Origin of the sequence: Streptomyces oryzae (genome assembly GCF_017676365.1) — a bacterium.
GTDB classification, from domain to species: Bacteria; Actinomycetota; Actinomycetes; order Streptomycetales; family Streptomycetaceae; genus Streptomyces; species Streptomyces oryzae.
The window spans coordinates 18,197-41,128 of record NZ_JADKMA010000044.1 but is presented as its reverse complement, the minus strand read 5'-3'; the positions used below and the strand labels follow the sequence as shown (position 1 = coordinate 41,128).

The 22,932-nt window shown below is 71.1% G+C and carries 24 protein-coding genes; 16 read left to right on the top strand and 8 right to left on the bottom strand.

The features are described from left to right. Positions 1-123 precede the first annotated feature (123 nt). From ITI46_RS11370 to ITI46_RS11360, 3 genes are all read left to right on the top strand, one after another. Positions 124-1,500: a nucleotidyl transferase AbiEii/AbiGii toxin family protein gene (locus ITI46_RS11370; RefSeq protein ID WP_209239354.1), complete on the top strand. Its 1,377-nt coding sequence runs from the start codon at positions 124-126 to the stop codon at positions 1,498-1,500. Between the two features lie 103 nt (positions 1,501-1,603). Further along, positions 1,604-2,200, top strand: a complete 597-nt coding sequence (locus ITI46_RS11365; RefSeq protein WP_209239353.1) for a hypothetical protein — start codon at positions 1,604-1,606, stop codon at positions 2,198-2,200. A gap of 189 nt (positions 2,201-2,389) precedes the next feature. Next, positions 2,390-3,877, top strand: a complete 1,488-nt coding sequence (locus ITI46_RS11360) for a hypothetical protein (RefSeq protein WP_209239352.1) — start codon at positions 2,390-2,392, stop codon at positions 3,875-3,877. Between the two features lie 20 nt (positions 3,878-3,897). Here ITI46_RS11360 and ITI46_RS11355 read toward each other — a convergent pair whose 3' ends face one another. Further along, a complete protein-coding gene (locus ITI46_RS11355) occupies positions 3,898-4,332 on the bottom strand; it encodes an ATP-binding protein (RefSeq protein ID WP_209239351.1) in 435 nt (144 codons plus the stop codon). Between the two features lie 154 nt (positions 4,333-4,486). Here ITI46_RS11355 and ITI46_RS11350 point away from each other — a divergent pair, with 154 nt between their 5' ends. Then, positions 4,487-5,338: a helix-turn-helix domain-containing protein gene (locus ITI46_RS11350; RefSeq protein ID WP_209239350.1), complete on the top strand. Its 852-nt coding sequence runs from the start codon at positions 4,487-4,489 to the stop codon at positions 5,336-5,338. Next, positions 5,335-5,604, top strand: a complete 270-nt coding sequence (locus ITI46_RS11345; protein WP_209239349.1) for a DUF397 domain-containing protein — start codon at positions 5,335-5,337, stop codon at positions 5,602-5,604. Before ITI46_RS11350 ends, ITI46_RS11345 begins: the two co-directional genes overlap by 4 nt. A gap of 45 nt (positions 5,605-5,649) precedes the next feature. Here ITI46_RS11345 and ITI46_RS11340 read toward each other — a convergent pair whose 3' ends face one another. Beyond that, entirely contained in the window at positions 5,650-5,982 is a 333-nt protein-coding gene (locus tag ITI46_RS11340) for a hypothetical protein (protein WP_209239348.1), read from the bottom strand. Positions 5,983-6,107: 125 nt separating this feature from the next. Here ITI46_RS11340 and paaI point away from each other — a divergent pair, with 125 nt between their 5' ends. Both paaI and paaK read left to right on the top strand, forming a co-directional pair. Further along, a complete protein-coding gene (gene paaI / locus ITI46_RS11335) occupies positions 6,108-6,482 on the top strand; it encodes a hydroxyphenylacetyl-CoA thioesterase PaaI (protein ID WP_209239358.1) in 375 nt (124 codons plus the stop codon). Between the two features lie 13 nt (positions 6,483-6,495). After that, complete coding sequence (gene paaK, locus ITI46_RS11330) at positions 6,496-7,782, top strand: phenylacetate--CoA ligase PaaK (RefSeq protein ID WP_209239347.1); 1,287 nt, start codon at positions 6,496-6,498, stop codon at positions 7,780-7,782. A gap of 181 nt (positions 7,783-7,963) precedes the next feature. Here paaK and ITI46_RS11325 read toward each other — a convergent pair whose 3' ends face one another. Continuing rightward, complete coding sequence (locus ITI46_RS11325; RefSeq protein WP_209239346.1) at positions 7,964-9,154, bottom strand: zinc-dependent alcohol dehydrogenase; 1,191 nt, start codon at positions 9,152-9,154, stop codon at positions 7,964-7,966. A gap of 59 nt (positions 9,155-9,213) precedes the next feature. Further along, positions 9,214-10,140: an SDR family NAD(P)-dependent oxidoreductase gene (locus tag ITI46_RS11320; RefSeq protein WP_209239345.1), complete on the bottom strand. Its 927-nt coding sequence runs from the start codon at positions 10,138-10,140 to the stop codon at positions 9,214-9,216. Positions 10,141-10,286: 146 nt separating this feature from the next. Here ITI46_RS11320 and ITI46_RS11315 point away from each other — a divergent pair, with 146 nt between their 5' ends. Then, positions 10,287-11,252 carry a TIGR03557 family F420-dependent LLM class oxidoreductase gene (locus ITI46_RS11315; protein ID WP_209239344.1) on the top strand — a complete coding sequence of 322 codons (966 nt, stop codon included), beginning with the start codon at positions 10,287-10,289 and terminating at the stop codon, positions 11,250-11,252. A gap of 97 nt (positions 11,253-11,349) precedes the next feature. Further along, on the top strand, positions 11,350-11,757 hold the full coding sequence (locus ITI46_RS11310; RefSeq protein ID WP_209239343.1) for a RidA family protein: 408 nt from the start codon (positions 11,350-11,352) through the stop codon (positions 11,755-11,757). A 22-nt stretch (positions 11,758-11,779) separates the two neighbouring features. Here ITI46_RS11310 and ITI46_RS11305 read toward each other — a convergent pair whose 3' ends face one another. Further along, complete coding sequence (locus ITI46_RS11305) at positions 11,780-12,208, bottom strand: hypothetical protein (RefSeq protein WP_209239342.1); 429 nt, start codon at positions 12,206-12,208, stop codon at positions 11,780-11,782. Between the two features lie 176 nt (positions 12,209-12,384). On the opposite strand from ITI46_RS11305, the gene ITI46_RS11300 reads away from it, so the two are divergent. The 4 genes from ITI46_RS11300 to ITI46_RS11285 all read left to right on the top strand — a co-directional run bounded on the left by ITI46_RS11300 (position 12,385) and on the right by ITI46_RS11285 (position 16,847). After that, entirely contained in the window at positions 12,385-13,551 is a 1,167-nt protein-coding gene (locus tag ITI46_RS11300; RefSeq protein ID WP_209239341.1) for a sensor histidine kinase, read from the top strand. Positions 13,552-13,609: 58 nt separating this feature from the next. Continuing rightward, on the top strand, positions 13,610-14,278 hold the full coding sequence (locus tag ITI46_RS11295; RefSeq protein WP_209239340.1) for a response regulator: 669 nt from the start codon (positions 13,610-13,612) through the stop codon (positions 14,276-14,278). Positions 14,279-14,409: 131 nt separating this feature from the next. After that, positions 14,410-14,667 carry a hypothetical protein gene (locus tag ITI46_RS11290; RefSeq protein WP_209239339.1) on the top strand — a complete coding sequence of 86 codons (258 nt, stop codon included), beginning with the start codon at positions 14,410-14,412 and terminating at the stop codon, positions 14,665-14,667. A gap of 2 nt (positions 14,668-14,669) precedes the next feature. Beyond that, positions 14,670-16,847 carry an MMPL family transporter gene (locus tag ITI46_RS11285; RefSeq protein WP_209239338.1) on the top strand — a complete coding sequence of 726 codons (2,178 nt, stop codon included), beginning with the start codon at positions 14,670-14,672 and terminating at the stop codon, positions 16,845-16,847. Between the two features lie 106 nt (positions 16,848-16,953). Here ITI46_RS11285 and ITI46_RS11280 read toward each other — a convergent pair whose 3' ends face one another. Further along, positions 16,954-18,279 (bottom strand): DUF1266 domain-containing protein, encoded by a 1,326-nt coding sequence (locus ITI46_RS11280; RefSeq protein ID WP_307808135.1) that lies wholly within the window; start codon positions 18,277-18,279, stop codon positions 16,954-16,956. A gap of 113 nt (positions 18,280-18,392) precedes the next feature. Continuing rightward, positions 18,393-19,226, bottom strand: coding sequence for a helix-turn-helix transcriptional regulator (locus ITI46_RS11275; RefSeq protein ID WP_209239337.1), 834 nt, complete (start codon positions 19,224-19,226; stop codon positions 18,393-18,395). 214 nt (positions 19,227-19,440) lie between these two features. On the opposite strand from ITI46_RS11275, the gene ITI46_RS11270 reads away from it, so the two are divergent. Then, entirely contained in the window at positions 19,441-20,136 is a 696-nt protein-coding gene (locus ITI46_RS11270) for an SDR family NAD(P)-dependent oxidoreductase (protein WP_247745809.1), read from the top strand. After that, on the top strand, positions 20,133-20,759 hold the full coding sequence (locus ITI46_RS11265; RefSeq protein WP_307808134.1) for a DsbA family oxidoreductase: 627 nt from the start codon (positions 20,133-20,135) through the stop codon (positions 20,757-20,759). Before ITI46_RS11270 ends, ITI46_RS11265 begins: the two co-directional genes overlap by 4 nt. A gap of 4 nt (positions 20,760-20,763) precedes the next feature. On the opposite strand, the gene ITI46_RS11260 is transcribed toward ITI46_RS11265, so the two are convergent. Then, on the bottom strand, positions 20,764-22,134 hold the full coding sequence (locus ITI46_RS11260) for an NAD(P)/FAD-dependent oxidoreductase (RefSeq protein WP_209239335.1): 1,371 nt from the start codon (positions 22,132-22,134) through the stop codon (positions 20,764-20,766). Between the two features lie 97 nt (positions 22,135-22,231). On the opposite strand from ITI46_RS11260, the gene ITI46_RS11255 reads away from it, so the two are divergent. Further along, a complete protein-coding gene (locus ITI46_RS11255) occupies positions 22,232-22,876 on the top strand; it encodes a TetR/AcrR family transcriptional regulator (RefSeq protein ID WP_209239334.1) in 645 nt (214 codons plus the stop codon). Positions 22,877-22,932: the final 56 nt, after the last annotated feature.

Below are 22,932 nucleotides of genomic sequence, written 5' to 3'. Positions count from 1 at the left end.
CGTCCCTCCCGTCACCCCCGTCCCTCCCGCATGAAATTCTCTCGGTGGAGCGGGAGTTCGTGGTGTACGACAGTGCGGAGGCCCTGGACGCCGGATGGCTGGCCGAAGAGGAGGGGGCGGGCAATGAGTGATTCCGCGTGGCGGGAGATCGGATACGGTCCCTGGTCCGCCGAGCAGGCCGTGCCGCACCAGGAGCTGGACGAGGACACCCGCCGGGCCCTCGACCTGCCGCCCACCCTGCGGCCCGTGCACGGCGAAGCCGTGGTCCAGCGCCCCGTCTTCGACCCCTCCGCGCGGCACTACTCCAAGGCGATGCGGCTGGGGAACCCGGAGTTCGCCGACGCGGAGACCGGCGAGCGCTGGTTCGCGGCCCGCCGCCGGGCGCTGGACCTGGTCCTGGCGGCGGTCGCCGACTCGCCCTGGTCCGAGCACCTGGTGCTGCGGGGCAGCGTGCTGCTGCGCGCCTGGTACGGACAGGCCGCACGCGAGCCCGGCGATCTCGACTTCGTGGTCGAACCGGACACCTGGCAACTGGCCGACGAGCGCACCGAGCGGATGCTGGACGGGCTCGCACACGGCGCCGACCTCCGCTCCCGCGACTCGCGCTGCGATGTGCGGCTGGACTCGCGGCGCGCGGTGCGCGACGAGATCTGGACGTACGACCGGGTTCCCGGCCGCCGCCTGGTCATCCCGTGGACGGCCGAAGGCGTGCCCGGCGGCACGGTCCAGCTCGACTTCGTCTTCACCGAACCCCTCCCGCAGCCCGCCGCCCGCACCGCGATTCCCCGGCCGGGCGGCGCCGAAGGGGACGCGCCGCTGTCCGTCCGCGCGGCCACCCCCGAACTCTCCCTCGCCTGGAAGATCCTGTGGCTCATGGACGACATCCACCCCGAGGCCAAGGACCTGTACGACGCCGTGCTGCTCGCCGAGGACGAGGCGGTCTCGCTCCCCTTCGACCTGCTGCGGGCCGTCTTCCGCGGGGTGGATGACGGCTACTACGACCGCAGTCCGCTGTTCCTTGACTGGCTCGGCCACCATGTGGACAGCAGCACCGAGTGGTCGGAGTTCACCAAGGAGTACCCGCACCTGACCGTCTCCGAGAGCGACTGGGGACAGCGCCTCACTCACGCCCTCGCCCCCACCTTCGCGCTGGACGACACCTTCGCGCTGGACGACGGCAGCCTCGGCGAGTCCGTCCGCTATCTGGAGTTCGTCCGCTGGCTCGCCCCGCTCATCGAGGAGAGCCGTACGGCGTTCACCGAGGGCGGGCTGCCCGGCCTGCTGGAGCGGCTGCTCACCTCGTACGTGCCGCCTCAGTCCGCACTGGTCGTCACCCGTGAGCTGCTCGGCCGCGCCGAGTACGGCGTCGCGGACGTGCTGCCCCTGCTGGTCGCCTTCCGGCGGCGCGGGATGGAGCACTCCTGGCAGCGGGACCGCTGGGAGGAGGAGTGGCTGAACCAAGCCGCCGAAAAGCTGTCCGGGGCTGGCGGCCAGGGGTGATCGCAGGGTAAACCCTCTGCAACAGGGGGTGGTTGCCGTGTACGTGCACGAGCGACAGCGGCGCCGGATATGGCCGGTGATCGTCTTTCACACGATGGGGACCGTGGGCGCGCCGCTGCTCGTCGTCGGCATGGCGTACGGAGGTGCCACGTACGCCGTGGACGGGGGCCCTGGCGTCAGCGTGTTCTTCGGCAACGCGCTGGTCGTCGTCGCGTTCCTCCTCGCCTTCGCCACCGGCTTCCTGTACCAGCCGGGCCATCCCCTCCAGCCGTTCGTCGCGATCGTCACCAGTGTGCTGCTGGCCGCGGGCGTGCTGGGGATCTCGAACAAGGTGGAGGACGAAACGCTGCGCGCGCGGGGGGAGTCCACGGACTGCCGGGTGCTGGACGTCGACCGGCAGGTGCACACGAGTACGTACACGGACAGCAATGGCGTGACTCATACGACCACCACCGTCGACTACAAGCACAAGCTCCGGTGCGCGGGTGGGCGTCCGGACTCCATGACGTTGGAGAAGAAGTACGCGGACAAGGGGGAGCGGGTCGAGGTGACCTTCGACCCGCGGGGTCGGGTCGACCCTGAGCCGACCCGACTTCTTGAGAGGGACAGCCCTTGGCACACCACGGCTTGGGTGGCCCCTCTCGTGGCCATTGGGTTGCGGTTGCTCGTGCTGCTGGCTGCTGTGGTGCGGAGACGATGAGGGGGTGCCCCTTGCTGTGCGTTGCGGGCTGCGGGTGCGTTGTGGCTTGTCGCGCAGTTCCCCGCGCCCCTTATTTGTTCCCCGCAAGCTTGGGCAGTCTGCGCCAGGGGCGCAGGGTGGGCAAGCGCAGCCCCCCACGCGGGGCACGCGGATTTGAACCGTTTCGGCCCGCACGGAGTCGTACACCGTATGCGGCGAACACTTCTCAGACTCGGCACCATCATGGCGGGCCTCGCCATGTCCCTCGCCCAGCCCGCCGGCGCGGCACCCCGCGACGGCGGGAAGGCGGCGGTGGAGCTGGAAGGGCCGCAGGCCACGCGCTATCTGGACGAATGGAAGAAGGGGCAGAAACAGCCGGAACAGGGCTTCGGGTTCAAGCTCAAGTCGAAAGGCGGCACCGCCCGGGTCGCGGTACGCATCGACACCGGCCGGCTGTCCGGCGTCGCCGAGATCGCCGGGCTGAGCAAGCACTGCCACCGCAGCGGCAAGGACCGGATCGAGTGCTCCTACCGCGCCCGCGAGTCCGGCACAGCCGTGCAGCCGTTCGAGCTCCACACCGCGGAAGGCAGCAAGGCAGGGGACCGGGCGAAGCTGACCGTCACCGCGACAGCCGGTGCCGGGGGTGAGGCGGTGAAGCGTACGACCGAACTCGTCGTCGGCGTCCCGCGCTTCGAGGTGAGCGGAAAGTTCGAGCGGAAGCGTCAGGAGCCGGGCGGCACGGCCCGGCTGCGGCTGAGTGTGCGGGCCTCCGGACCGGTACGCGCGGAGAACGGCGTCGGCCTCACCTTGGAACCGGGCGACCGTGTCGGTCTCTCACCGCTGTACCGCAGCTGCGGGTACACGCCCGTCACGCACGACACCGCGCTGTGCAAGCTCGACGGCCGGGCGCCGGAACCCGGCGAGGTGGCGACCGTGGACCGACCGGTCGGTTTCCACGTACCCAAGGACATCCTCTACACCGTCTTCGACTACCACGCCTACGCCGTCGGCGCCCCGGACGACCCCGACCTCAATCCAGGCGGCTCCTACCGCGAGAAGCGGAAGCACTGGGACGACTGGCGCGACGGCAAGTCCGAAGCCCCCGCGCTGCGGCTCCGCCCGGGAAAGGCAGACGGGCTCGGGCCGTTCCGCAAGAATTCACGCCTGTGGATCAAGGCCGACAACCATGTCGACATCTCGGTCCCCGGCACGGCGCTGCGGGGCAGGGAGGGCGAATCGGTCGCCGTACCGATCCGGGTCCGGCACCGCTGGCCCGACGGCAGCAAGGCAGAGCCCAACTACCTCGGATACACCTACCGGTTCACCGCCCCGCAGGGCACCACCGTGACCGGTGTCCCGGAAGACTCGGGCGACCCGATGTGCTCGGTGCGGGATCACCGCCGCGCTGTCGTGTGTCCGAGCTTCTTGGACGGTGAGGAGATCAAGCTCCACATCGACCGTGCGGTACCCGGCGCCGAGGGCCGGGTCCGCATCGAGCACAGCAGCAAGTTCCCCGCGCACGACCCCGACCGTTCCAACGACATCGCCACGTTGCCGCTGAAAGTCACCGGCATGACCGCTGAGTTGCGGGCCCGGCGGATCGCCGCCGATGCGCTGCCGTGGGCGGTCGGCTCCACGGTGCTGCTGGCTGCGGCCTGTGCCGCGTACTGGCTCCGGCGCCGGGGTGCCGCCGGCTGACGTCCGCGCTTGTGCGGCTTCTATGCGGGGCACCGGGCCCAGACGGTCTTGCCCGGGGCGGCAGGGGTGCGCTGCCGTACGCCCCACGTGCTCGCCAGCGCCGCGACGAGCAGCAGCCCGCGGCCCGACTCGTCGAACGGGGCCGGCGCCATCGGGGCGACCGGTGCCTCGCCCCGGGTATCCGTCACCTCGATGAGCAGGGAACCCGGCTCCGGAACGCTGAGTGCGAGCTCGAAGTCCCGCCCCGGCACGCGGCCGTGCAGTACCGCGTTCGCGGCCAGTTCGGCGACGACCGCTGCCGCGTTGTCGGACGGCTCACTGCCGTACGGAGTGCCCCAGGCGTCGAACTGGTGCAGTGCGAGAAGTCGCGCCAAACGGGCGCCGCGCCGGGTGGCGGAGAACCGCTGTACGAACATACGCTCGGTAGTCAAGGGGAGTGGCTGACGCTGATTCATGGCGCTCACGCTGGCGCCGGCCCGCCACCCATGACCAGTTCAGCAACCCCTACGCTGCGCAAGCGTAGGGGTGCGGAGAGTGGACAGTGCGGTCAATGACCAGTAACCCTGGGTGAGTTGGGGACGTTCCCCCGCCACAGGGAGGTGGCTGGAAATGGCCGAATATGACGAGGAAGCCGAGAGCGGCGGTGGGAGGGAGCCTGAACGCTCGGACAGTCTCCGTACGTTCGGCGCCGTCGTAAAGCAGCTGCGCAAGCGGGCTGGGTTCACGCAGGAGGCGTGGGCCGAGCGGTCGGGCTACTCGCTGAGTACGTGTGCGGGCGTTGAGCAGGGACGGAGGTTTCCGCCGCCTCGGTTCATCGAAGTGGCGGAGAGGGAGTTCGACGCGGCCGGGGCCTTGAGCGAGGCCGCGAAGCATTTGTCGCGGGGCAACGACGGCATTGCTGCTTGGTTCCGCCAATGGGCCAAGATGGAGCTTTCGGCGCTCAGTCTGTACATCTACGAGTGCCGTGTGGTCCCGGGGCTGTTGCAGACCGAGGCGTACGCGAAAGCGGTGATGCGTCAGGTGCCGCCGGTGCCCACTGACGAGCAGCTCCAAGAGCGGCTGACGCTCCGGCTGGACCGGCAGGAGCTGCTGCACCGGAAGAAGCCGGTGATGTTCAGCTTCATCTTCGAGCAGGCCCTTTTGGAGCGGCGAACGGGAGGGGTCGAGGTCACAAGGGAGCTGTTGGACCACCTCATCGACTGCGCCCAACTGCCCAACGTGGAGTTGCAGATCATGCCACTCGTCCAGCCGGAGCACGCGGGCCTGGACGGACCGTTGCAACTCTTGGAGACGCCCGAGCATCAGTGGTTCGCCTACTCTGAGGGGCAGGAGACGGGGCAACTGATCTCCGAACCGACAGCGCTCAGCAGGCTGCATATGGTCTATGCAAAACTGCGCTCACAGGCTCTGACCCCGGCAGATTCCCTGAGCCTGCTGAAGCGAATGCGAGGAGCGCTATGAGAAACCCGGCCGAGCTGAACTGGTACAAGAGCAGCTACAGCGGCTCTCAGGGGGACAGCTGCGTCGAGGTCGCGATGGACTTCAGAAAGAGCAGCTACAGCAGCTCGCAGAACGATGCCTGCATCGAGGTCGCAACCACCCCCGAACAAATCCACGTCCGGGACTCCAAGGACACCTCCATCCCCTCCCTCTCGATCTCACCGGCCGCATGGTCGGCGTTCATCGCACACGCGCCCCGTCAGGGGCGCGGGGAACTGCGCGACTAGCCACGACACACCCGCAGCCCGCAAGCTGCGGACAGGGGCACCCCCTCACCGGGGCCAGCGGAGGCGCACACGGCCCTCGTCGAAGTCCGCCTCGGAGAGGAACGCGGCCAGCGCCTCGGCGGTGTCGATACCCGCCGGGGTGCTGGTCTCCTCGTTGGCGGCGACCAGGATGTAGCCCGGCTTCGGCGCGTTCTCCACTTCCCGTACCAGCCCCGCCAGGGTTCCGTCCGCGAGCCGGAAGACAAAGGTGTTCCACGGCCCGAGGTCATCCCAGGTGACCTCGGGCTCGCCCCAGCGCCGAATGGCCTCCTCCGTGCTCAGGTCGAGATACGCCACCTGCACATTACGGCGCAGCAGCGAAGCGTCGACGCGCTCCATCGTCCTCCACCTCCGCGATGCATTCTCTCTTGACAGCTGCCCCTGGCCACTGGATTACTGAGCACACCGAATGGTCGGTCGGTATCAACGGGAGGCCGCGGGTGAAGAACGGAGCCGTGGAGGCGATGCTGGGGGCCGACCGTGCCTCCACCGCTCTCGGTATCGAGCTGCTCGACGGAGGCGAAGGGTTCGCCACCTGCCGTATGAAGGTGACCGCCGGCATGGTCAACGGGCACGGCACCGCGCACGGCGGCTATGTCTTTCTTCTCGCGGACACCGCGTTCGCCTGCGCGTGCAACAGCCATGGGCCGGTGACGGTGGCGGCCGGGGCCGACATCACCTTCGTCGCGCCCGCATGGGAGGGCGACGAGTTGCTGGCCGTCGCGCAGGAGCGCACCAGGTACGGCCGGAGCGGGATCTACGACGTGACGGTGCTGCGCGGCGAGCAGGTGGTCGCGGAGTTCCGGGGCCGAAGCCGTACGGCGACGCCGGTGAAGTGAACGGGGGCAGGCGATGACGGACGAACTGCTGGACTCCGGCGAGCGGCTGAGTACCGACGAGCTGCGGCACCTCCAGCTCACCCGGCTGCAGAGCACCTTGCGGCACGCGTACGAGGACGTCGAGCTGTACCGCAAGAAGTTCGACGCGGCCGGGGTGCGGCCGCAGGACTGCCGCACGCTGGACGATCTCGTGAAGTTCCCCTTCACGACCAAGGCCGACCTGCGCGACACCTACCCCTTCGGTATGTTCGGTGTGCCCATGGAGGACGTACGGCGTATTCACGCCTCCAGTGGCTCGACGGGGCGCCCGACTGTCGTCGGGTACACGCAGCGCGACCTGGACACCTGGGCGGACCTGGTGGCGCGCTGCATCCGCGCGGCGGGCGGCCGGCCGGGGCACAAGGTGCATGTCTCGTACGGATACGGGCTGTTCACGGGCGGACTGGGGGCGCACTACGGCGCAGAGCGCGCCGGGTGCACCGTCATTCCGGCGTCCGGCGGGATGACGGCACGCCAGGTGCAGCTCATCCACGACTTCCAGCCCGAGATCATCATGGTGACGCCGACCTACATGCTCACGCTGCTGGACGAGTTCGAGCGACAGGGCGTCGACCCGCGCAGCACGTCGCTGCGGGTCGGCATCTTCGGGGCCGAGCCGTGGACGGAGGCGATGCGGCGCGAGATCGAGGAGCGGTTCGATCTGCACGCGGTGGACATCTACGGGCTGTCGGAGGTGATGGGGCCCGGCGTCGCCCAGGAGTGCGTGGAGACCAAGGACGGGCTCCATCTGTGGGAGGACCACTTCTACCCCGAGATCGTCGACCCGCTGGGCGAGGAGCCGTACGCCTCGGGCGAGCGGGGCGAACTGGTGCTGACGACGCTCACCAAGGAGGCGCTGCCCGTCATCCGCTACCGCACCCGGGATCTGACCCGGCTGCTCCCGGGGACGGCACGGCCCGCGTTCCGCCGCATCGAGAAGATCACCGGCCGCAGCGACGACATGATCATCCTGCGCGGCGTCAACGTCTTCCCGGGCCAGATCGAGGAGATCGTCCTGCAGATCCCGGCCCTGGCCCCGCACTTCCAGCTCCAGCTCACCAGAGAGGGCCGACTGGACCACCTCACCGTGCTGGTGGAGGCCCGACCGACAGCCACCGGCTCCCAACGCGAGGATGCGGCGGACACCATTGTCCGCCGCATCAAAGAGGGCATTGGTGTGACGGTGCGGGCCCACATCGTGGACCCGGAAACCATCGAACGCTCCGCCGGTAAATTCCGCCGCATCCGCGACATGCGCTAGGACCGAGCTTGCGTACCCCGCATGGGGGCTGCGCTTGCCAGCCCTGCGCCTCTGGCGCAGACCTCCCAAGCACAGCAGGTGCAGGGGAGACGCGCCCCGAAGGGGCGCGGGGAACTGCGCGACCAGCCACAAACGAGCCGCAGCCTGCAAGCCACCGCAAGGGGCAGCCCCTCCCCAGCGCTCAGGTCGCCGAAGGCTTGAGGAGGGCCTTCACCATGCCGTCCTCCTTGCGCTGGAAGGTGCCGTACGCCTGCGGGCCCTTCTCCAGCGGAAGCGAATGCGTGGCGAAATGGTCGACCCCCAACGGGTCCTCATCAGTGAGCAGCGGCAAAATGTCGTCCACCCAGTTGCGCACATTCGCCTGGCCCATCCGCAATTGGATCTGCTTGTCGAACAGCTTCGCCATCGGCAGCGGATCGGTGGCACCCCCGTAGACGCCGGAGACCGACACGGTGCCCCCACGCCGTACGACGTCGAACGCCGCATGCAGCGCCGCCAGCCGGTCGACACCGGCACGCTGCATCATCTTCGCGCCCAGCGCATCCGGCAGCAGCCCGACCGCCTGATGCGCGGCCTTCGCGAAGGGCGCGCCATGCGCTTCCATGCCGACCGCGTCGATTGCCGCGTCCGTACCGCGGCCCTGCGTCAACTCCCGTACGGAGGCGCCGAGATCGTGGTGCTCGCGCAGGTCCAGGGTGTGTACGCCGTGCGCGCGGGCCCTCTCGAGCCGCTCGGGTACCAGGTCCACGCCGATCACCAGCTCGGCGCCCTGGTGCTGCGCGATCCGGGTCGCCATGTCGCCGATCGGGCCCAGGCCCAGCACGGTGACGCTGCCGCCCTTGGGGATGTCGGCGTAGGCCACCGCCTGCCAGGCGGTCGGCAGCACGTCGGACAGATACACATACCGCTCGTCCGGCGGCCCGTCCGGCACCTTCACCGGCAGATGGTTGCCGAACGGCACCCGCATGAACTCCGCCTGGCCGCCCGGCACATGGCCGTACATCTTGCTGTATCCGAACAGCGCGGCACCGCTGTCGTACTCGTGCACCTGCGTGGTCTCGCACTGCGACTGGAGGCCCTGCCGGCACATCCAGCAGGTGCCGCAGCTGACGTTGAACGGCACGACGACCCGGTCCCCGGGGGAGAGCGCCGCGACTTCGGGGCCGACCTCCTCGACCACTCCCATCGGCTCGTGCCCGAGGATGTCGCCCTCCTCGAGGAACGGTCCCAGCACCTCGTACAGGTGCAGATCGGAGCCGCAGATCCCGCTCGTGGTGACCCGGACGATGATGTCGTCCGGCTCCGTGATCTCCGGATCGGGCATGGTTTCCACCGAGACATTCCGCTTGCCCTGATAGGTGAGAGCCCTCATGCGACCTCCAGGTCCTTATGCTTGGCGGGGCAGTTCCCCGCGCCTTATGGGCGGAGCCCCTACGCACTCGTCTGGTTCAAGCGCCGAGCGGCACGCTCGTTCAGCGCGCTGACCGCCGACTGCCAGCGGGACCGCCCCTCCCGCCCGGACGGCTCCGGTCCTGGCATGACCCGCGCCACCAGCTCATTGGTGCGGGTCACCAGCGTCGGGGCGACGCCGTACGCCTTGGCGCCAAGCTGGGCCGCAGGGGTGAGCACCACCCGGGTCCGGCGCTGCTCCAGCGCCCGGACGATCCGTTCGGCGGCCCGCAGCGCGTCCATGGACAGGCCGGGCAGCCCGGCGAGGGTGGCGAACCAGGCGAACTCCTTGCCCTCGTCGCCGGAGAGCTCCACCTGGTGGTGCGAACCCGTCCGCATCAGGCCAGGATGGGCGGCGGTCACGCTGACCCCGTGCTCGGCCTGCTCGGCGTGCAGCCCCTCCGCGAGCGCTGCGACGGCGGACTTCGCGCAGGAGTACGGCACCAGGTGCGGCACGGGCAGCAGCCCGCCCACCGAGCCGATCAGCCCGAGCCGCCCGCCCGCCGGGCTCTCCCTCAGGTGCGGCAGGGACTCCATGGCGGTGTGCAGCGAGCCGAAGAACATGGTGTCCATCGCGCTGCGGAAGGCGTCGGTGCCCGACTCCTCGGCCGGCCCCACCTGGATGTTCCCGGCATTGGCGATCACCACGTCGAGGCCCTGCTGGTCGGCCGCGGTGTTCTCCACCAGCTCATGGACGGCCGCCCGGTCGGTCACGTCGCACACCCGTCCGGTCACGGTGGTGCCGCGTGCCCTGCGGCGCAGCAGCCCGACGGCGCGGTCCAGCTCCTCCTCGTCGCGCGCCGCGACGGTCACATCGCAGCGCCGCTCCACGCACTGCCGGGCCAGCAGCAGTCCCAGCCCCCGGGAACCGCCTGTCACCAGCACCGACAGATCCGAGAGTGTGTCCATGCCCGCTCTCCTTCGGACGGAGGTGTCGGTCCCCGGCGGTTCCCCGCATCCGCCGTGTCACACCCCTCGCGGGCCGAGGGACGGTGCGAGTGTGCGAGAGGACGCGGAGGTACCCGAGGGGGGAGAGCGACCAAGGAGCAGTACACATGCAGATCGGCTACAAGCTCGCCACCGAACAGTACGGCCCCCAGGAGCTGATCCGGCAGGCCATCGCCGCCGAGGCCGCCGGTTTCGACTTCGTGGAGATGAGCGACCACTACCACCCGTGGCTGGACGACCAGGGCCACTCGGCCTTCACCTGGAGCGTGCTCGGCGCCATCGCGGCCAAGACGGAGCGCATCCGGCTGGTCACCGGTGTCACCTGCCCCAGCATGCGCTACCACCCGGCCATCGTTGCCCAGGCCGCCGCGACGATGGCCCTCGTCTCCGAGGGTCGTTTCGTTCTCGGCGTCGGTTCCGGGGAACGTCTGAACGAACACGTGACCGGAAGCGGCTGGCCTGCCGTCTCCGAACGGCACGCCAGGTTCCGGGAAGCCCTGGAGATCATCCGGCTGCTGTGGCAGGGGGGCTACCGCTCCTACGAGGGAAAACACCTACGCCTTGAGGACGCCCGCGTCTTCGATCTGCCTCCAGAACCGCCGCTGATGGCGGTCGCCGCCAGCGGCCCGGCCTCCTGCCGGATCGCCGCCGAACTGGGCGACGCCCTCTTCGCCACCGAGGAGAAGCCCGAGATCGTGCGCTACTACCGGGAGGCCGGCGGCACCGGGCCCGGCTACGCCGAGGTGCCGATGGCCTGGGCGGAGAGCGAGAGCGAGGGCGCACAGTCGGCGCTCAAGTACTTCCGCTGGGCGCTGACCGGCTGGAAGGTGATGAGCGAACTCCCCAATCCGGTCAACTTCGAGGCCGCCACCGCGCAGGTCCGCGAAGAGGACATCAGGCAGCGCTTCGCCTGCGGCAACGACCCGCAGCGGTATCTGGAGGTCGCCCGGCCCTTCGCGGAGGCCGGCTACGACCGGTTGGTGCTGATGAACGCGGGCCCGGACCCCAGGGGCTTCCTCGACTTCTGCGACGCGCAGCTGATCGGACGCCTCAAGCAGGAGCTGGGCGGCTGAGCCCTCTCCCGGGCGGGTGCGAATAACCGGTTGCGCGGGCCGCGGCCGCTGCGTTGAGCTGCCGGGGAACCCAGCCGGACCCCCGAAGGGAACCCCCGTGCCGCGAGCCGTCACTCTGGTCCGCTCCAACGCCCTCTCCGACGTTGCCGAATACGCCTACGCGGCCACGGCGCCGCCCGAGGCCCGCCTGATATTCCTCGCCGGTGCCTGCCCGCTGACCGCCGACGGCACCGTCACCCCCGTCGGCGACTACGCGGGCCAGGCCGCCCTGGTGGTGGACAACCTGCGCACAGCCCTCGGCGAAGCGGGCGCCGGCCTGCGGGACCTGATCAGCACCAGGGTCCTGGTGGCCTCCAGCCGGCAGGAAGACCTCGGGGCCGCCTGGGAGGTCTACCGCGACGCCATGGGCGACCACGACGTCCCCAGCACGCTGATGGGCGTCACGGTGCTCGGCTACACCGACCAGCTGGTCGAGATCGAGGCGGTGGCCGCCGTACTGGACTGACGCGTATGCCGGATGCCCGCCCTCAATCGCCGTGTCCCCGGGCTCTGCGCAGGCCCAGGGAACAGACTCCGCACAGCGCACCCCACGCGGCGTTGACCGCGAAGAGCGGCACGATCGACTGCGGCTGGGCCAGTGGACCGGCCAACTCGCCGTCGAGGAGCGGCGAGAGCACCCCGCTGAGTACGAGGGTGCCGAGCGCGTACGCGAGACCGGCGGCGACGAGGGTCGGCAGCGGCTCGCGCACCCGGTTCAGTACACCGGCGCCGACCCACACTGCCGAGATGGCGGCCGTGAGGATCAGCGGGGTGGCCGGTTTGCCGAGGCTGTCACTCAGCCCTGTGATCGAGAACAGCGGCCTGACCAGTGCGACAACTGCCAGCCCGATCACCACCGGCCAGTCCGGGCGCCGCAGCAGTGGCGGGGCCGTGTGCTTGTGCTCGTACGCGTTCATGCCGCCGAGAATGAGGGCCGGGCCAAGGCCCGGGCGTCGGCCCTGGGCGGGCAACTGCGCTACCGCTGCGGTTGTGACGGCGCCGGGCAGCCGTACATCCGTGGTTGCGGGTCCCTCTCGCGCGGTTCGGCCGTCGGGCCGACTCCGCTGTCGGCGAGGCTGCTTAGGCTGGCTGTATGGCACCTGACACCACACCTCGGCTGCGCCTGCGCCTGCGGCTGCCGGACGGCCGCGCAGCGGATGTGGTGCCGGCTTGCGGTGTGCTGCTGCTGGGGGCCGTCTGGGGCTCGGCGCCGCTGATACGCGAACCGGCGGAGCCCTGGCCGGTGACCGTCCTGGGCTGGCTGCTGACCGCAGCCGTGTGCGGGGCGCTGTACGTGCGGCGTCGGTATCCGGTGGCCGTGACGGTGTTCGTCGCGACCGCCACCGCCGTGTACTACGTCACCAGCACGTACGACGGCCCGCTGGTGGTCGCCGTGATCATCTCGCTCTATTCCGTCGCGGCCGAGGGCCGGTTGCAGGCGGCCCTCGCGCTCGCCGCCGTCGTCGTCATCGGGGTGGGCATCGGGGTGCTCGCCGGGAGCAACGACATGAACAGTGTCGCCCTCTTCATGCTCACCGGCTGGCTGGTCGCCGTGCTGGCGCTCGGAACGATGCGGCACAGACGGTTCGCCTTCGCGGAGGAGGCGGCGCGGCGCCGGGCCACCGAGGAACGGCTGCGGATCGCACGCGAGTTGCACGACGTCATCGGGCACCGGATCTCCCTGATCAACGTGCAGGCGGGCGCCTCCCTGCACCGGCTCGCGAAGCATCCGGGGGAGGCCGAGGAAGCCCTGGCAACGATCAAGCAGAGCAGCCGGGAGGCGCTGCGGGAGCTGCGCGCCACGCTGGGGGTGCTGCGCCAGGTGGACGAGGCGGCGCCGACGCAGCCCGCGCCGGGCCTCGCCCGGCTGGACGAGCTGGTGGTCTCGGCCAGGCCGACGGGGCTCGAGGTGCGGGTGCACAGCCGGGGAGGGGCGGGGCCGCTTCCCGCCGCGGTCGATCTCGCGGCGTTCCGGATCGTGCAGGAGGCGCTGACCAATGTGACCCGGCATGCGGACGGGGCCACCTCGGTGGACGTACGCCTCGAGTTCGGGGAGCGGGAGCTTGCGCTGGCGGTCGAGGACGACGGGAAGGCGACGGGCGCGCTGGACCGAAGGGCCGCGGGTCAGGGCAGCACAGGGGGCAGCGGCATCGCCGGAATGCGGGAGCGGGCGGCTATGCTCGGCGGTGAACTCGCCGCGGGGCCGGGGCCGCACGGCGGATTCGCCGTCACCGCCCGTATACCGTACGAGAATCGCTGAGCGGGCCGGGCGGCCGGGTCCGGCAGCCGGGGCACATGACGATCGGAGCCGGCTTCTCATGATCGAGGTTCTGCTGGCCGACGACCAACGGCTGGTCCGCGCCGGATTCCGCTCGATCCTGGAGGACGAGGACGACCTCACCGTCGTCGGCGAGGCGGGCGACGGTGCGGCTGCGGTGGCCGCCTGCCGGCAACTGCGGCCGGACGTCGTCCTGATGGACATCCGGATGCCGGACGTGGACGGCCTCGAGGCGGCCCGCCGTATCACCGCCGACTCCCGGCTCGCCGAGGTGCGGGTGGTCATCCTGACCACCTTCGATCTGGACGACTACATCTACGGGGCCCTGCGCGCTGGCGTCACCGGCTTCCTCGTGAAGGACACCGAACCGGAGGAACTGGTGCAGGCGGTACGGGTCGCTGCCCGTGGTGACGCGCTGATCAGCCCTTCCGTCACCCGTCGGCTGATCGCCGAGTTCGCCCGCCGGGCCAAGGTGCCCGAGGCCAGTACCCGGCTGAACGCGCTGACGGAGCGGGAGCGCGAGGTGATGGAGCTGGTCGCGGCCGGGCTGAGCAACGACGAGATCGCCGGGCGGCTGGTGCTGAGCCCGGCCACCGCCAAGACCCACGTCAGTCGCATCATGTCGAAGCTGGACGTACGTGACCGTTCCCAACTGGTCGTCCTGGCCTACGAGTCCGGGATGGTCAGCCCTGGCTGGCTTGCGGGGTGACCTCGCCGGGCCCGCCACCGGAGCCGCAACTCCCGGGGTAGCCGGGGACGTCCGGCCGCAACCACGGGCGTAGCGGGGATGCCCGCCGGAGGCCGACGCCGGCGGGCGAACCGGCCCCGCACGCTCCAGCCATGAGAACTCCGTTCCTGTACGCCACCAAGGCCCCGGCCGCCCTGCTGGGCTTTCTGCTCGGCGGAGCCGCGGGCTTTCTGCTGACCGAGACGGCGGGCGCGCTCTGCACCTTCGTCCTCGACCGCACTCTCGATGTGGACCGCAGCGGCACGCTGCTGGCCGCCTTCATCGGCGTACCGATCCTGAGCGCCCTCGCCGGCGCGGTGATCGGTGCGCGCTGGGCCGGTCGTCCGCCGCGTCGGAACGGGGGCCGGTGACCATGGCCCCCGAACGCGGCACACCCGTAACCGGAACCTCCGACCGCTCAGCCGCCGCTGCCGCTCGCGGCGTCTTCGGACGACTCGCCGGCTGGTCCCAGCGCCATCGCTGGGGCGCCGTGCTGCTGTGGGTGGTCGTGCTGGCCGCGATCACCGCCGGCTCGCAGGCGGCAGGCAGCGACTACCGCAACGACTTCTCACTGCCCGGCACCGAATCACAGGCCGCGACCGACCTGCTGAAACAGCACGGTTCGGCACAGGCCGGGGACAGCATCCAGATCGTCCTCAAGGACCGTGAGGGCATCGATGAGCGAGAGCCGGCGGTGCGGCGGATGCTCGGCCAGGTACGCGACCTGCCCGGCGTCGCCCAGGTGCGCAGCCCCTACGCCGACGCCTCGGCCGTCTCCGAGGACGGCACGATCGGCTACGCCACGGTGACGCTGGAGGACAAGGCGCAGCACGTTCCCAAGGCCGACATCACAAGAATCATCGGCACCGCCAGGTCCGCTGCCGGAGACGGCCTCCGGGTCGAACTCGGCGGCGAGGCCGTGCGCGGCGCCGAGGAGGAGGAAGGCGGCTCGGCCGAAGGCGCTGGCCTGCTCGCCGCGCTCGTGATCCTCGTGCTGCTCTTCGGCTCGCTGATCGCGGCCGCACTGCCGCTGCTGACCGCGCTGTTCGCGGTGGGCGGCGCGATCGGGCTGATCGCGCTGGCCTCCCATGTGTTCACCGTCGCCGACTTCACACCGCCGATCATGATGCTGATCGGGCTCGGCGTGGGTGTCGACTACGCGCTGTTGATCTTCTACCGCTACCGGCACGAGCTCACCCGTGGCGCGGACTCCGAGCGCGCGGCCCGGCTCGCCGTGGACTCCGCGGGCCGGACGGTCTTCTTCGCCGGCTGCACCGTGATCATCGCCATGCTCGGCCTGATAGCGCTCGGCCTCGGCTCCCTGCAGGGCGTCGCCCTGGCGGTGGCGCTGACCGTGCTGGCCACCATGGCGGCCTCGCTGATCCTGCTGCCCGCGCTGCTGGCGCTGTTCGGGCAGCGGATCCGGCGCCAGGTGCTCAAGCGCGCGGAGAAGTCCGCGGCCAAGGGCAAGGAAGAGGGGGCCGGATGGCGGCAGTTGGCGGCCGCGGTACAGCGCCGCCCGCTGCCCGCGCTGCTCGCCGCGCTCCTCGCCCTCCTCGCGCTGTCAGCGCCGGCGCTCGGGATCCGCCTCGGCTTCTCGGACGCGGGCAACGACCCGCGTACGACGACCAGCAGGCAGGCGTACGACCTGCTGGCCGAGGGCTTCGGGCCCGGCTTCAACGGCCCGCTGATCGTCGTCGTGGACGGTGACAGGGCGGACGGCCAGGCGGTCCGCACGGCCCTCGCCGAGGCCGACGGCGTCGCCGCGACCACCCCCGCACTGCCGGCGGAGAACGGAGGGCCGGTCACGGTCGTCGTCTTCCCCGGGACCGCGCCGCAGGACGCGGGCACCACCGATCTCGTGCACCGGCTCAGGGACGACGTACTGCCGCCGCTGGAGCGGCAGACGGGCGCCGAGATTCTGGTCGGCGGACCGACCGCCGCCACGCAGGACTTCGCCGACAGCGTCGCCGCACGGATGCCGCTGTTCGTGGCGATCGTCGTAGGGATGTCGTCGCTGCTGCTGGTGGCGGTGTTCCGCTCGGTCCTGATCCCGCTCAAGGCGGCCGTGCTGAACCTGCTGAGCATCTCCGCCGCGCTGGGCGTGGTCACCCCGGTCTTCCAGGAGGGCTGGTTCGGGGTGCAGCCGGGGCCCGTCGAGGCGTTCATCCCGGTGATGATCTTCGCGATCGTCTTCGGGCTGTCGATGGACTACGAGGTCTTTCTGATCTCCCGCATCCACGAGGAGTGGACGCGCACGCGGGACCACGGCCACGCGGTACGCGAGGGCCTGGCCGCCACCGGCAAAGTGATCACCGCGGCGGCGGCCATCATGATCGTGGTCTTCGCCGCCTTCGTCCTCAGCCCCAGCCGCATGCTGCAGCAGTTCGGGCTGGGCCTCGCGGTGGCGATTCTGCTGGACGCGCTGGTCATCCGCTGCCTGATCGTGCCCGCCGCGATGCAGTTGCTCGGCCGCCGCGCCTGGTGGCTTCCGGCACCGCTCGCCGCACGGCTGCCGAAGGTGGAGCTGGAGCGACCGGAAGGCAGCTGACACAAGTACGCGCGGGGCGCGGCACGCGCGGGGAACTGCTCCCCCAAGCTCTTCGAGCAGGGGACACCCCCACCAGCCACAACGAACCCGCAGCCCGACACGGTGCTCAACCAGGCAACTGGAACGGCACCGTGTTCCACGGGCTCGCGGGCGCCCGCAGCAGCGCGCGGTGCGCCTCCAGCACCTCGGTGTACCACTCGCCGAACCGCTCCTCGTCGAAGTGCAGACAGCGGCCCATCACATACGCCGCCGAGAACTCCGCCCAGGAGCGGTAGGTGCTCCGCACTCCCGCGCTGACCCGCTCCATGGCGTCGTACATCTCGGCGCGGGTCGCATAGCGGGCGCCCCGGCCCCAGCGGGCCATCTTGGAGGCCCGGCCCAGATCCCAGGCCGCGATGGTGCGGATCACCTCGTCGGGGCCGAGCAGTTCGTCGGCGCGGAACCGTGCCTCGTAGCGCAGGACCTTGCCGACCAGTTCGCGCATGTCCGCGATGAACGTCTCGAACTCCGGCCCCGGCGGCGCGTCGATGACGCGCCGCAGTGTCGCCTCGACGCTGTCCCGCCACAGCCCTGCGTCCACCGGGCCGCGGTTGCCGTTCTCCTTCGCCAGCGAGATCCTGGCGCCCAGCACGAAGTCCCAGAACCAGGGGCTGACTTCGCACTCCAGCAGCCGCTGCTGGGTCTCCAGCCAGTCCTCCCGGCTGCTGACGCCCCAGCTCTCCTCCAGCCGTTCCACCTCGGCGCTGTACCCGGCGCCGTGCCAGTCCAGGGTGTTCCACGGGTCGCCGTTGCCGTAGCACAGGTGTGCCCCGCAGGCGAGACCGTGCAGCAGCGGGCCCTGCTCGGGCGCGCCGGTGCGGCGGGAGACGAGGCGGTCGGTGAGCGCGTGCGGATCGAACAGCTCCTCGTGCAGGTCCGACCACACCTCCCGTTCCTCGTCGTCCACCTGGAACATCGTCTGGCAGGGCGTCGCCGCGTTGACGACCAGGACATCCACCTCGGGCGGCAGGATGTCGGCGAGGGTGCCCAGCGTGATGAACTCGAAGACGACATACGGGTGCGGGCGGGTCAGCATCCCGTCGGTGTAGACCTGGGTGATGGTCCGGGTGATCCCGTCGGACCCCGTGACCTCGCTGGTGACGAACTCCCGTTCGGCGGGGTTCCGGTTGGCCTGCTGGATGGGCACCGGGTGGTAGACGCCGTGCTCGGCGAGCAGGCGCAGATAGGTGTAGCTCTCGTCGACCTCGTGCAGTTTGTACAGCCGCCGTTCCAGATCGGCCGGCGCCTCCCAGCAGCCCTCGGCACCCTCGTACTCGATGACCGGGAAGATGTCGTCGTGATCGTCCTGCTCGCCTACCGCGTACACCCTCGCGCCCCGTTCCCGGCCCCGCCGCATCCGTGCCGAGGCCCCTGACCATGATCGAACGGTCACGCTACCGCTCCCGGCGGGGTGAGCGGACGCCGGGGCGGGAGCTTCCGGACAGTTCGCCTCCCCCGCCCCGCCGATGCCTTCGCCCCCCCGGCGTGCGCGGAGCGTGCGGCTCCTCACGCCCACAGCCGCTGCAGGCCCACCACGTTGAGCAGCGCCAGCTTCTCCGCCGCTTCGGTGCCCGGCGCCGCCGTGTAGAGCACCACGCGCAGATCGCTATCGGGCGCGACCAGGACATCGCAGTCCAGCGTGACCGCTCCGACCTGGGGATGCTCCACCGTTTTGGCGGCCATGGTGTGCCGGCCCACCGCGTGCTCCTCCCACAGCCGCAGGAACGCGGGGCTGCGCTGCGAGACTTCGGCGACCAGGCCGTGCAGCGCGGGGTCCGACGGATAGCGCGCCGTCGCCGTACGCAGATCGGCCACCACCGCTGCCTCGAACAGTTCCGCCTGCTCAGCGGTGTGCCGTACCCGGCCGGACCGCCCGGTGAAGTGCCGCCACACCACGTTGCGTTCCCGCCCGCGCAGCGGTGACGGGTCGCCCATCAGCGCGGCGAACAGCGGATTCCACTCCAGCAGCGTCCACGCCGCGTCGAACACGCTGACCGGCGTGCCCGCCAGCTGATCCAGCAGCCGCCGCACACCCGGCGACAGCTCGCCCGGCATGTGCCCGCCGCCCGGCAGCGCGCGGCCTCCCAGCAGGAAGAGGTGCCGCCGCTCGTCGTCCGAGAGCCGCAGCGCCCGCGCCAGCGCCGCCAGCACCTGCCCGGACGGCGAGCCGGCCCGGCCCTGCTCCAGCCGTACGACATAGTCCACCGAGATGCCCGCCAGCCCGGCCAGCTCCTCGCGCCGCAGCCCGGCCGCCCTGCGTGCCCGGCCCGAGGGCAGCCCGGAGTCCGCCGGGTCCGCCCGGTCCCGCCACCGCCGCAGCGCGCGGCCCAGCTCGTTCATGCGACCAGTCTGCTGGCCGGGCGGCGGAGGGCAAGGGCCGAGCCTGGTACCCCTTTTCCCAGGAAGACCCGGCTACTCCCGGCGGGCGCGGCCCCGCCCCAGGGTGGGAGCCATGAGCAACACATCGACGCCGCGGTCATCAGCGGCAGCACCGACATCACCGGCACCAACATCACTACCAACACCACCGGAATCACCGACCGCCCCGGTCACCTTGATCACCGGAGCCACCAGGGGACTCGGCCTGGAGACGGCCCGGCAGCTGCACGCCCTGGGCCATACCGTCCACCTCGGAGCGCGCGACCCGGAACGCGGCGAGCACGCGGCCCGCGAGACCGGCGGGCGGGTGCTGCCGCTCGACGTCACCAGCGAGGAGTCGGTACGCGCCGCGGCCGAACTCCTCAGCGCACGTGAGCAGCGCCTGGACGTCCTCATCAACAACGCGGGTGTCTCCGGAGCGCATCTGACGGCGGAGGAGACGACGGCCGAGAACATGCGGGCGGTCTACGAAACCAACGTCTTCGGCGTCGTCCGCACCACCCGCGCCTTCCTCCCACTGCTGCACGCCTCGCGGGCGCCCGTGGTGGTCAACGTCAGCAGCGGGCTGGGCTGCATCGGTGCCGTGGGCGACCCGGAAGTCCGCGAGGCCGCCGTGCCCGACTGGCTGCCCGCGCTCACCTACGCCTCGTCCAAGGCGGCCTTGAACATGGTCACGGCCCAGTACGCGCACGCCCTGCCCGGCTTCCGGATCAACGCAGTCGACCCCGGCTACACCGCCACCGACTTCAACGGCCACCGAGGCCGGCGGGCGGTCTCCGAGGGTGCCGGGATCATCGTGCGGATGGCACGCGTCGCCCCGGACGGCCCCACCGGCGGCTACTTCGCCGACCACGGGGCCCTGCCGTGGTGAGCGGCGGCCCCGTCGCGGGCGGCGTGACCCGCGTCGAGCTCGTCCACGACTTCGTCTGCGCCCGCTCCTACCTCGCCTTCACCCGGCTGCGGCGAGCCGTCCAGCGCCGCCGCGCGGAGGGCGGCGCGGCCGAGCTCGTGCTGCGCCCCTATCAAATCCGGCCGCAGGCCCCGGCCGAGGGTGAGCCGCTGTTCGAGGTGCACCGCCGGGAGCGGGGCGAGGAGGCCGCCCGCGCCATCCGCGCCGACCGCACCCTCGGCACCGCCGACGGCCTCGCCTTCCGCTTCGACCGCGCGGTGTTCACCAACACCTACGCCGCACACCACCTGACCGCCCAGGCCGCGACGCAGGACCGCGCGCAGGCGATGGCCGCCCGCCTCTTCCGCGCCTACTTCACGGACGGGCTGCACCTCGCCGACCCGGCCGTGCTGGCGCGGCTGGCGGCCGAGGAGGGCGTACGACAGGAACCGGATCTCCGCGGCCGACTCGACGCCGAGCTGGCCCGTACGCGGCCGCTCGGCAGCGAGTCGGGGCCGGTCCTCCTCGTCGCCGGCCGCCGGGTCCTCCATGAGGAACCGACGGAGACGGAGCTGCTGGACTGTCTGCGGGAGGGCGGCGGCTGAGTGCTCAGCTCATCTCGTGCCGAGGGGAGTCCGCCTCGTACCGCGGGTGGCGGTCCAGGGCCCGGCGGCGGCGGTCGTCAGCGGCCAGCCGGGCGACCTCCCGCAGAACGCCCACCCGGCCGCGGGCCAGCAGGCGGCCGACCGCGGCCAGCAGCCGGGGCCCGGTGACGATGTCGCTGGGCATCGCCCGGTGGTTGACCATGTCGAAGAGGCTGTCGGCCACACCCGCGCGGCGCATCCCCCGCAACACCTCGGGCAGTACGGCCGGCAGCGGTGCGAGGCTGCCGATGCCGGCCGCGAACCAGTACGGCTCCACGAACTCCGCGTCCCGCCAGGCACCCCAGCGGCGCAGCGCCTCGTCCAGTTCCGCCGCGTCAGCGCCGAGATGCCCGGTGACGGTCTCAGCCAGCCGGGCCGCCTGGAGGAAGGCGTCGCCGATACCGCGCCCCGCCGTCGGGTCCTTGAAGTGACCCGCGTCGCCCACCAGGGCCCAGCCGGGGCCCGCCGGTTCGCGGAAGTATCCCTTCCAGTGGGTCATCCCGTGCGGCTCGCCGACCAGCCGGGCGCCGGCCAGTGCTTTGGCCACCGGCTCGCAGGCCCTGGCGTACTCCAGCAGGCTGCCGGGCAGCCCGGCGCGGAATGCGCGCAGCCGGGCCGGGTCCACCCCCACCTGCACCTGGTAGAGCCCGTCGTCGGTGGGGAGGCCGAGCACCACGCGGTCGGCCCACCGGTGGAAGGCGAAGGTGGGTTCACCGATCTCGGCGTCCGCGAAGTAGCCCCAGAACAAAGCGAACTGATTTGGCGTCACGTGATACGAGCGAGCGCCTGCCAGCCGCGCGACGGTGGAGGCGCGGCCGTCGGCGCCCACCACCAGCCGCGCCCGCAGCACCCGCTCGCCCCCGCGCCCGGTCTCCTCGCCCCCCGTGGCCGAGGAGACCCGCACCCCCGTCACCCTGCCGTCCTCAGCCCTGACCAGGTCCGTCACCGCGGTACGGGTCAGGAGTGCGGCGCCCGCTTGCTGCGCGGCCCCGGCGAGGACGGGGTCGAGCCGGAAGCGGCGCACCGACATCACTCCGCCGGGATCGCCCGGGCGCACCGGCCAGGTCGCCGGCCAGCGCAGATCGCCCACCCGGGCGTCCGCCCGCGCGATCAGCGGGGCGCCCGTCGCGCGCAGCTCGTCCAGGACGCCGAGCGAGTCGAGGAAGGCCAGCGCGTCGGCCTCGAAGATATGGGTCGAAGGGGTGCCGGAAGCCGGCTCCCCCTTCTCCACCAGGCACACCTCGAGCCCCTGCCGGGCCAGCAGCGCCGCCAGCGGCGCCCCCGCGCACCTGGCACCGACCACGACCACGTCGTACCGCTCGTACCTGCTGCCCATTGCCGCCCCCTGCCCAGTAACCTAGTAGTTGCTAGGTTCCAATCCAAGGCTAAACCTAAGGACCGCTAGGTTGTCAACCGAGAAGCCCCGTAAGCGCATGAGCGCACAGCAGCGCCGTGCCGTCATCGAGGAGGCCGCCACCGAGGTGTTCGCCGCGCACGGCTACCAGCGCGCCTCGATGGAGGAGATCGCCCGCCGCTCCGGCGTGTCCGTGCCCGTCGTCTACGACCACTTCTCCTCGAAGCGCCAGCTCCACCGCCGCCTGCTGGAGCGGCACTTCGCCGAGCTGCGGCAACTGTGGCGCGAGCGACTGCCGGAAACCGGCGACGCCGGTACGAGCGACCGGCTGAGCACCCAGGAGGTGGCGAGCGCTTTCGACGCCTGGTTCCACTACATCGAGACCCACCCGTATGCCTGGCGCATGCTCTTCCGCGACACCACCGGGGACGCCGCAGTACGCGAAGACCACCAGGAGGTCATCGACACGAGCCGGAACGCGCTGCTCCCCTTCTTCGCCCGGCTGGTCGGCATTCCTCTCTTCGACGAGCCCGACGAACAGACGCGGGTCGAGGCCGAGATGGCCTGGGAGGTGTGCCGCAGCGTCCTCCAGGGACTGGCCCTGTGGTGGCACGACCGCCCCGAAGTGCCGCGCGCTGTCGTGGTGTCTGCGGCGGTGGACGCGGTATGGACCGGTTTCGAACGTTCCAGCGCCGCCCGGCGGAGCTCCCGTAATTCGCCCTGATCTCCGCGGCGTTGACGTGGCACGATGGAGCCGTACGCGGTCCGAGGAGAGGACGA

Excerpts from the sequence above, each read along its gene's own strand:
- paaK (WP_209239347.1), top strand. The coding sequence starts at position 6,496 with ATGACGGACGAACTGCTGGACTCCGGCGAGCGGCTGAGTACCGACGAG.
- ITI46_RS11350 (WP_209239350.1), top strand. The coding sequence starts at position 4,487 with ATGGCCGAATATGACGAGGAAGCCGAGAGCGGCGGTGGGAGGGAGCCT.
- ITI46_RS11290 (WP_209239339.1), top strand. The coding sequence starts at position 14,410 with ATGAGAACTCCGTTCCTGTACGCCACCAAGGCCCCGGCCGCCCTGCTG.
- ITI46_RS11275 (WP_209239337.1), bottom strand. The coding sequence starts at position 19,226 with ATGAACGAGCTGGGCCGCGCGCTGCGGCGGTGGCGGGACCGGGCGGAC.
- ITI46_RS11255 (WP_209239334.1), top strand. The coding sequence starts at position 22,232 with ATGAGCGCACAGCAGCGCCGTGCCGTCATCGAGGAGGCCGCCACCGAG.
- ITI46_RS11320 (WP_209239345.1), bottom strand. The coding sequence starts at position 10,140 with ATGGACACACTCTCGGATCTGTCGGTGCTGGTGACAGGCGGTTCCCGG.
- ITI46_RS11295 (WP_209239340.1), top strand. The coding sequence starts at position 13,610 with ATGATCGAGGTTCTGCTGGCCGACGACCAACGGCTGGTCCGCGCCGGA.
- ITI46_RS11315 (WP_209239344.1), top strand. The coding sequence starts at position 10,287 with ATGCAGATCGGCTACAAGCTCGCCACCGAACAGTACGGCCCCCAGGAG.
- ITI46_RS11300 (WP_209239341.1), top strand. The coding sequence starts at position 12,385 with ATGGCACCTGACACCACACCTCGGCTGCGCCTGCGCCTGCGGCTGCCG.
- ITI46_RS11345 (WP_209239349.1), top strand. The coding sequence starts at position 5,335 with ATGAGAAACCCGGCCGAGCTGAACTGGTACAAGAGCAGCTACAGCGGC.
- ITI46_RS11360 (WP_209239352.1), top strand. The coding sequence starts at position 2,390 with ATGCGGCGAACACTTCTCAGACTCGGCACCATCATGGCGGGCCTCGCC.
- ITI46_RS11285 (WP_209239338.1), top strand. The coding sequence starts at position 14,670 with ATGGCCCCCGAACGCGGCACACCCGTAACCGGAACCTCCGACCGCTCA.
- ITI46_RS11340 (WP_209239348.1), bottom strand. The coding sequence starts at position 5,982 with ATGGAGCGCGTCGACGCTTCGCTGCTGCGCCGTAATGTGCAGGTGGCG.
- paaI (WP_209239358.1), top strand. The coding sequence starts at position 6,108 with ATGCTGGGGGCCGACCGTGCCTCCACCGCTCTCGGTATCGAGCTGCTC.
- ITI46_RS11355 (WP_209239351.1), bottom strand. The coding sequence starts at position 4,332 with ATGAATCAGCGTCAGCCACTCCCCTTGACTACCGAGCGTATGTTCGTA.
- ITI46_RS11305 (WP_209239342.1), bottom strand. The coding sequence starts at position 12,208 with ATGAACGCGTACGAGCACAAGCACACGGCCCCGCCACTGCTGCGGCGC.
- ITI46_RS11325 (WP_209239346.1), bottom strand. The coding sequence starts at position 9,154 with ATGAGGGCTCTCACCTATCAGGGCAAGCGGAATGTCTCGGTGGAAACC.
- ITI46_RS11260 (WP_209239335.1), bottom strand. The coding sequence starts at position 22,134 with ATGGGCAGCAGGTACGAGCGGTACGACGTGGTCGTGGTCGGTGCCAGG.
- ITI46_RS11370 (WP_209239354.1), top strand. The coding sequence starts at position 124 with ATGAGTGATTCCGCGTGGCGGGAGATCGGATACGGTCCCTGGTCCGCC.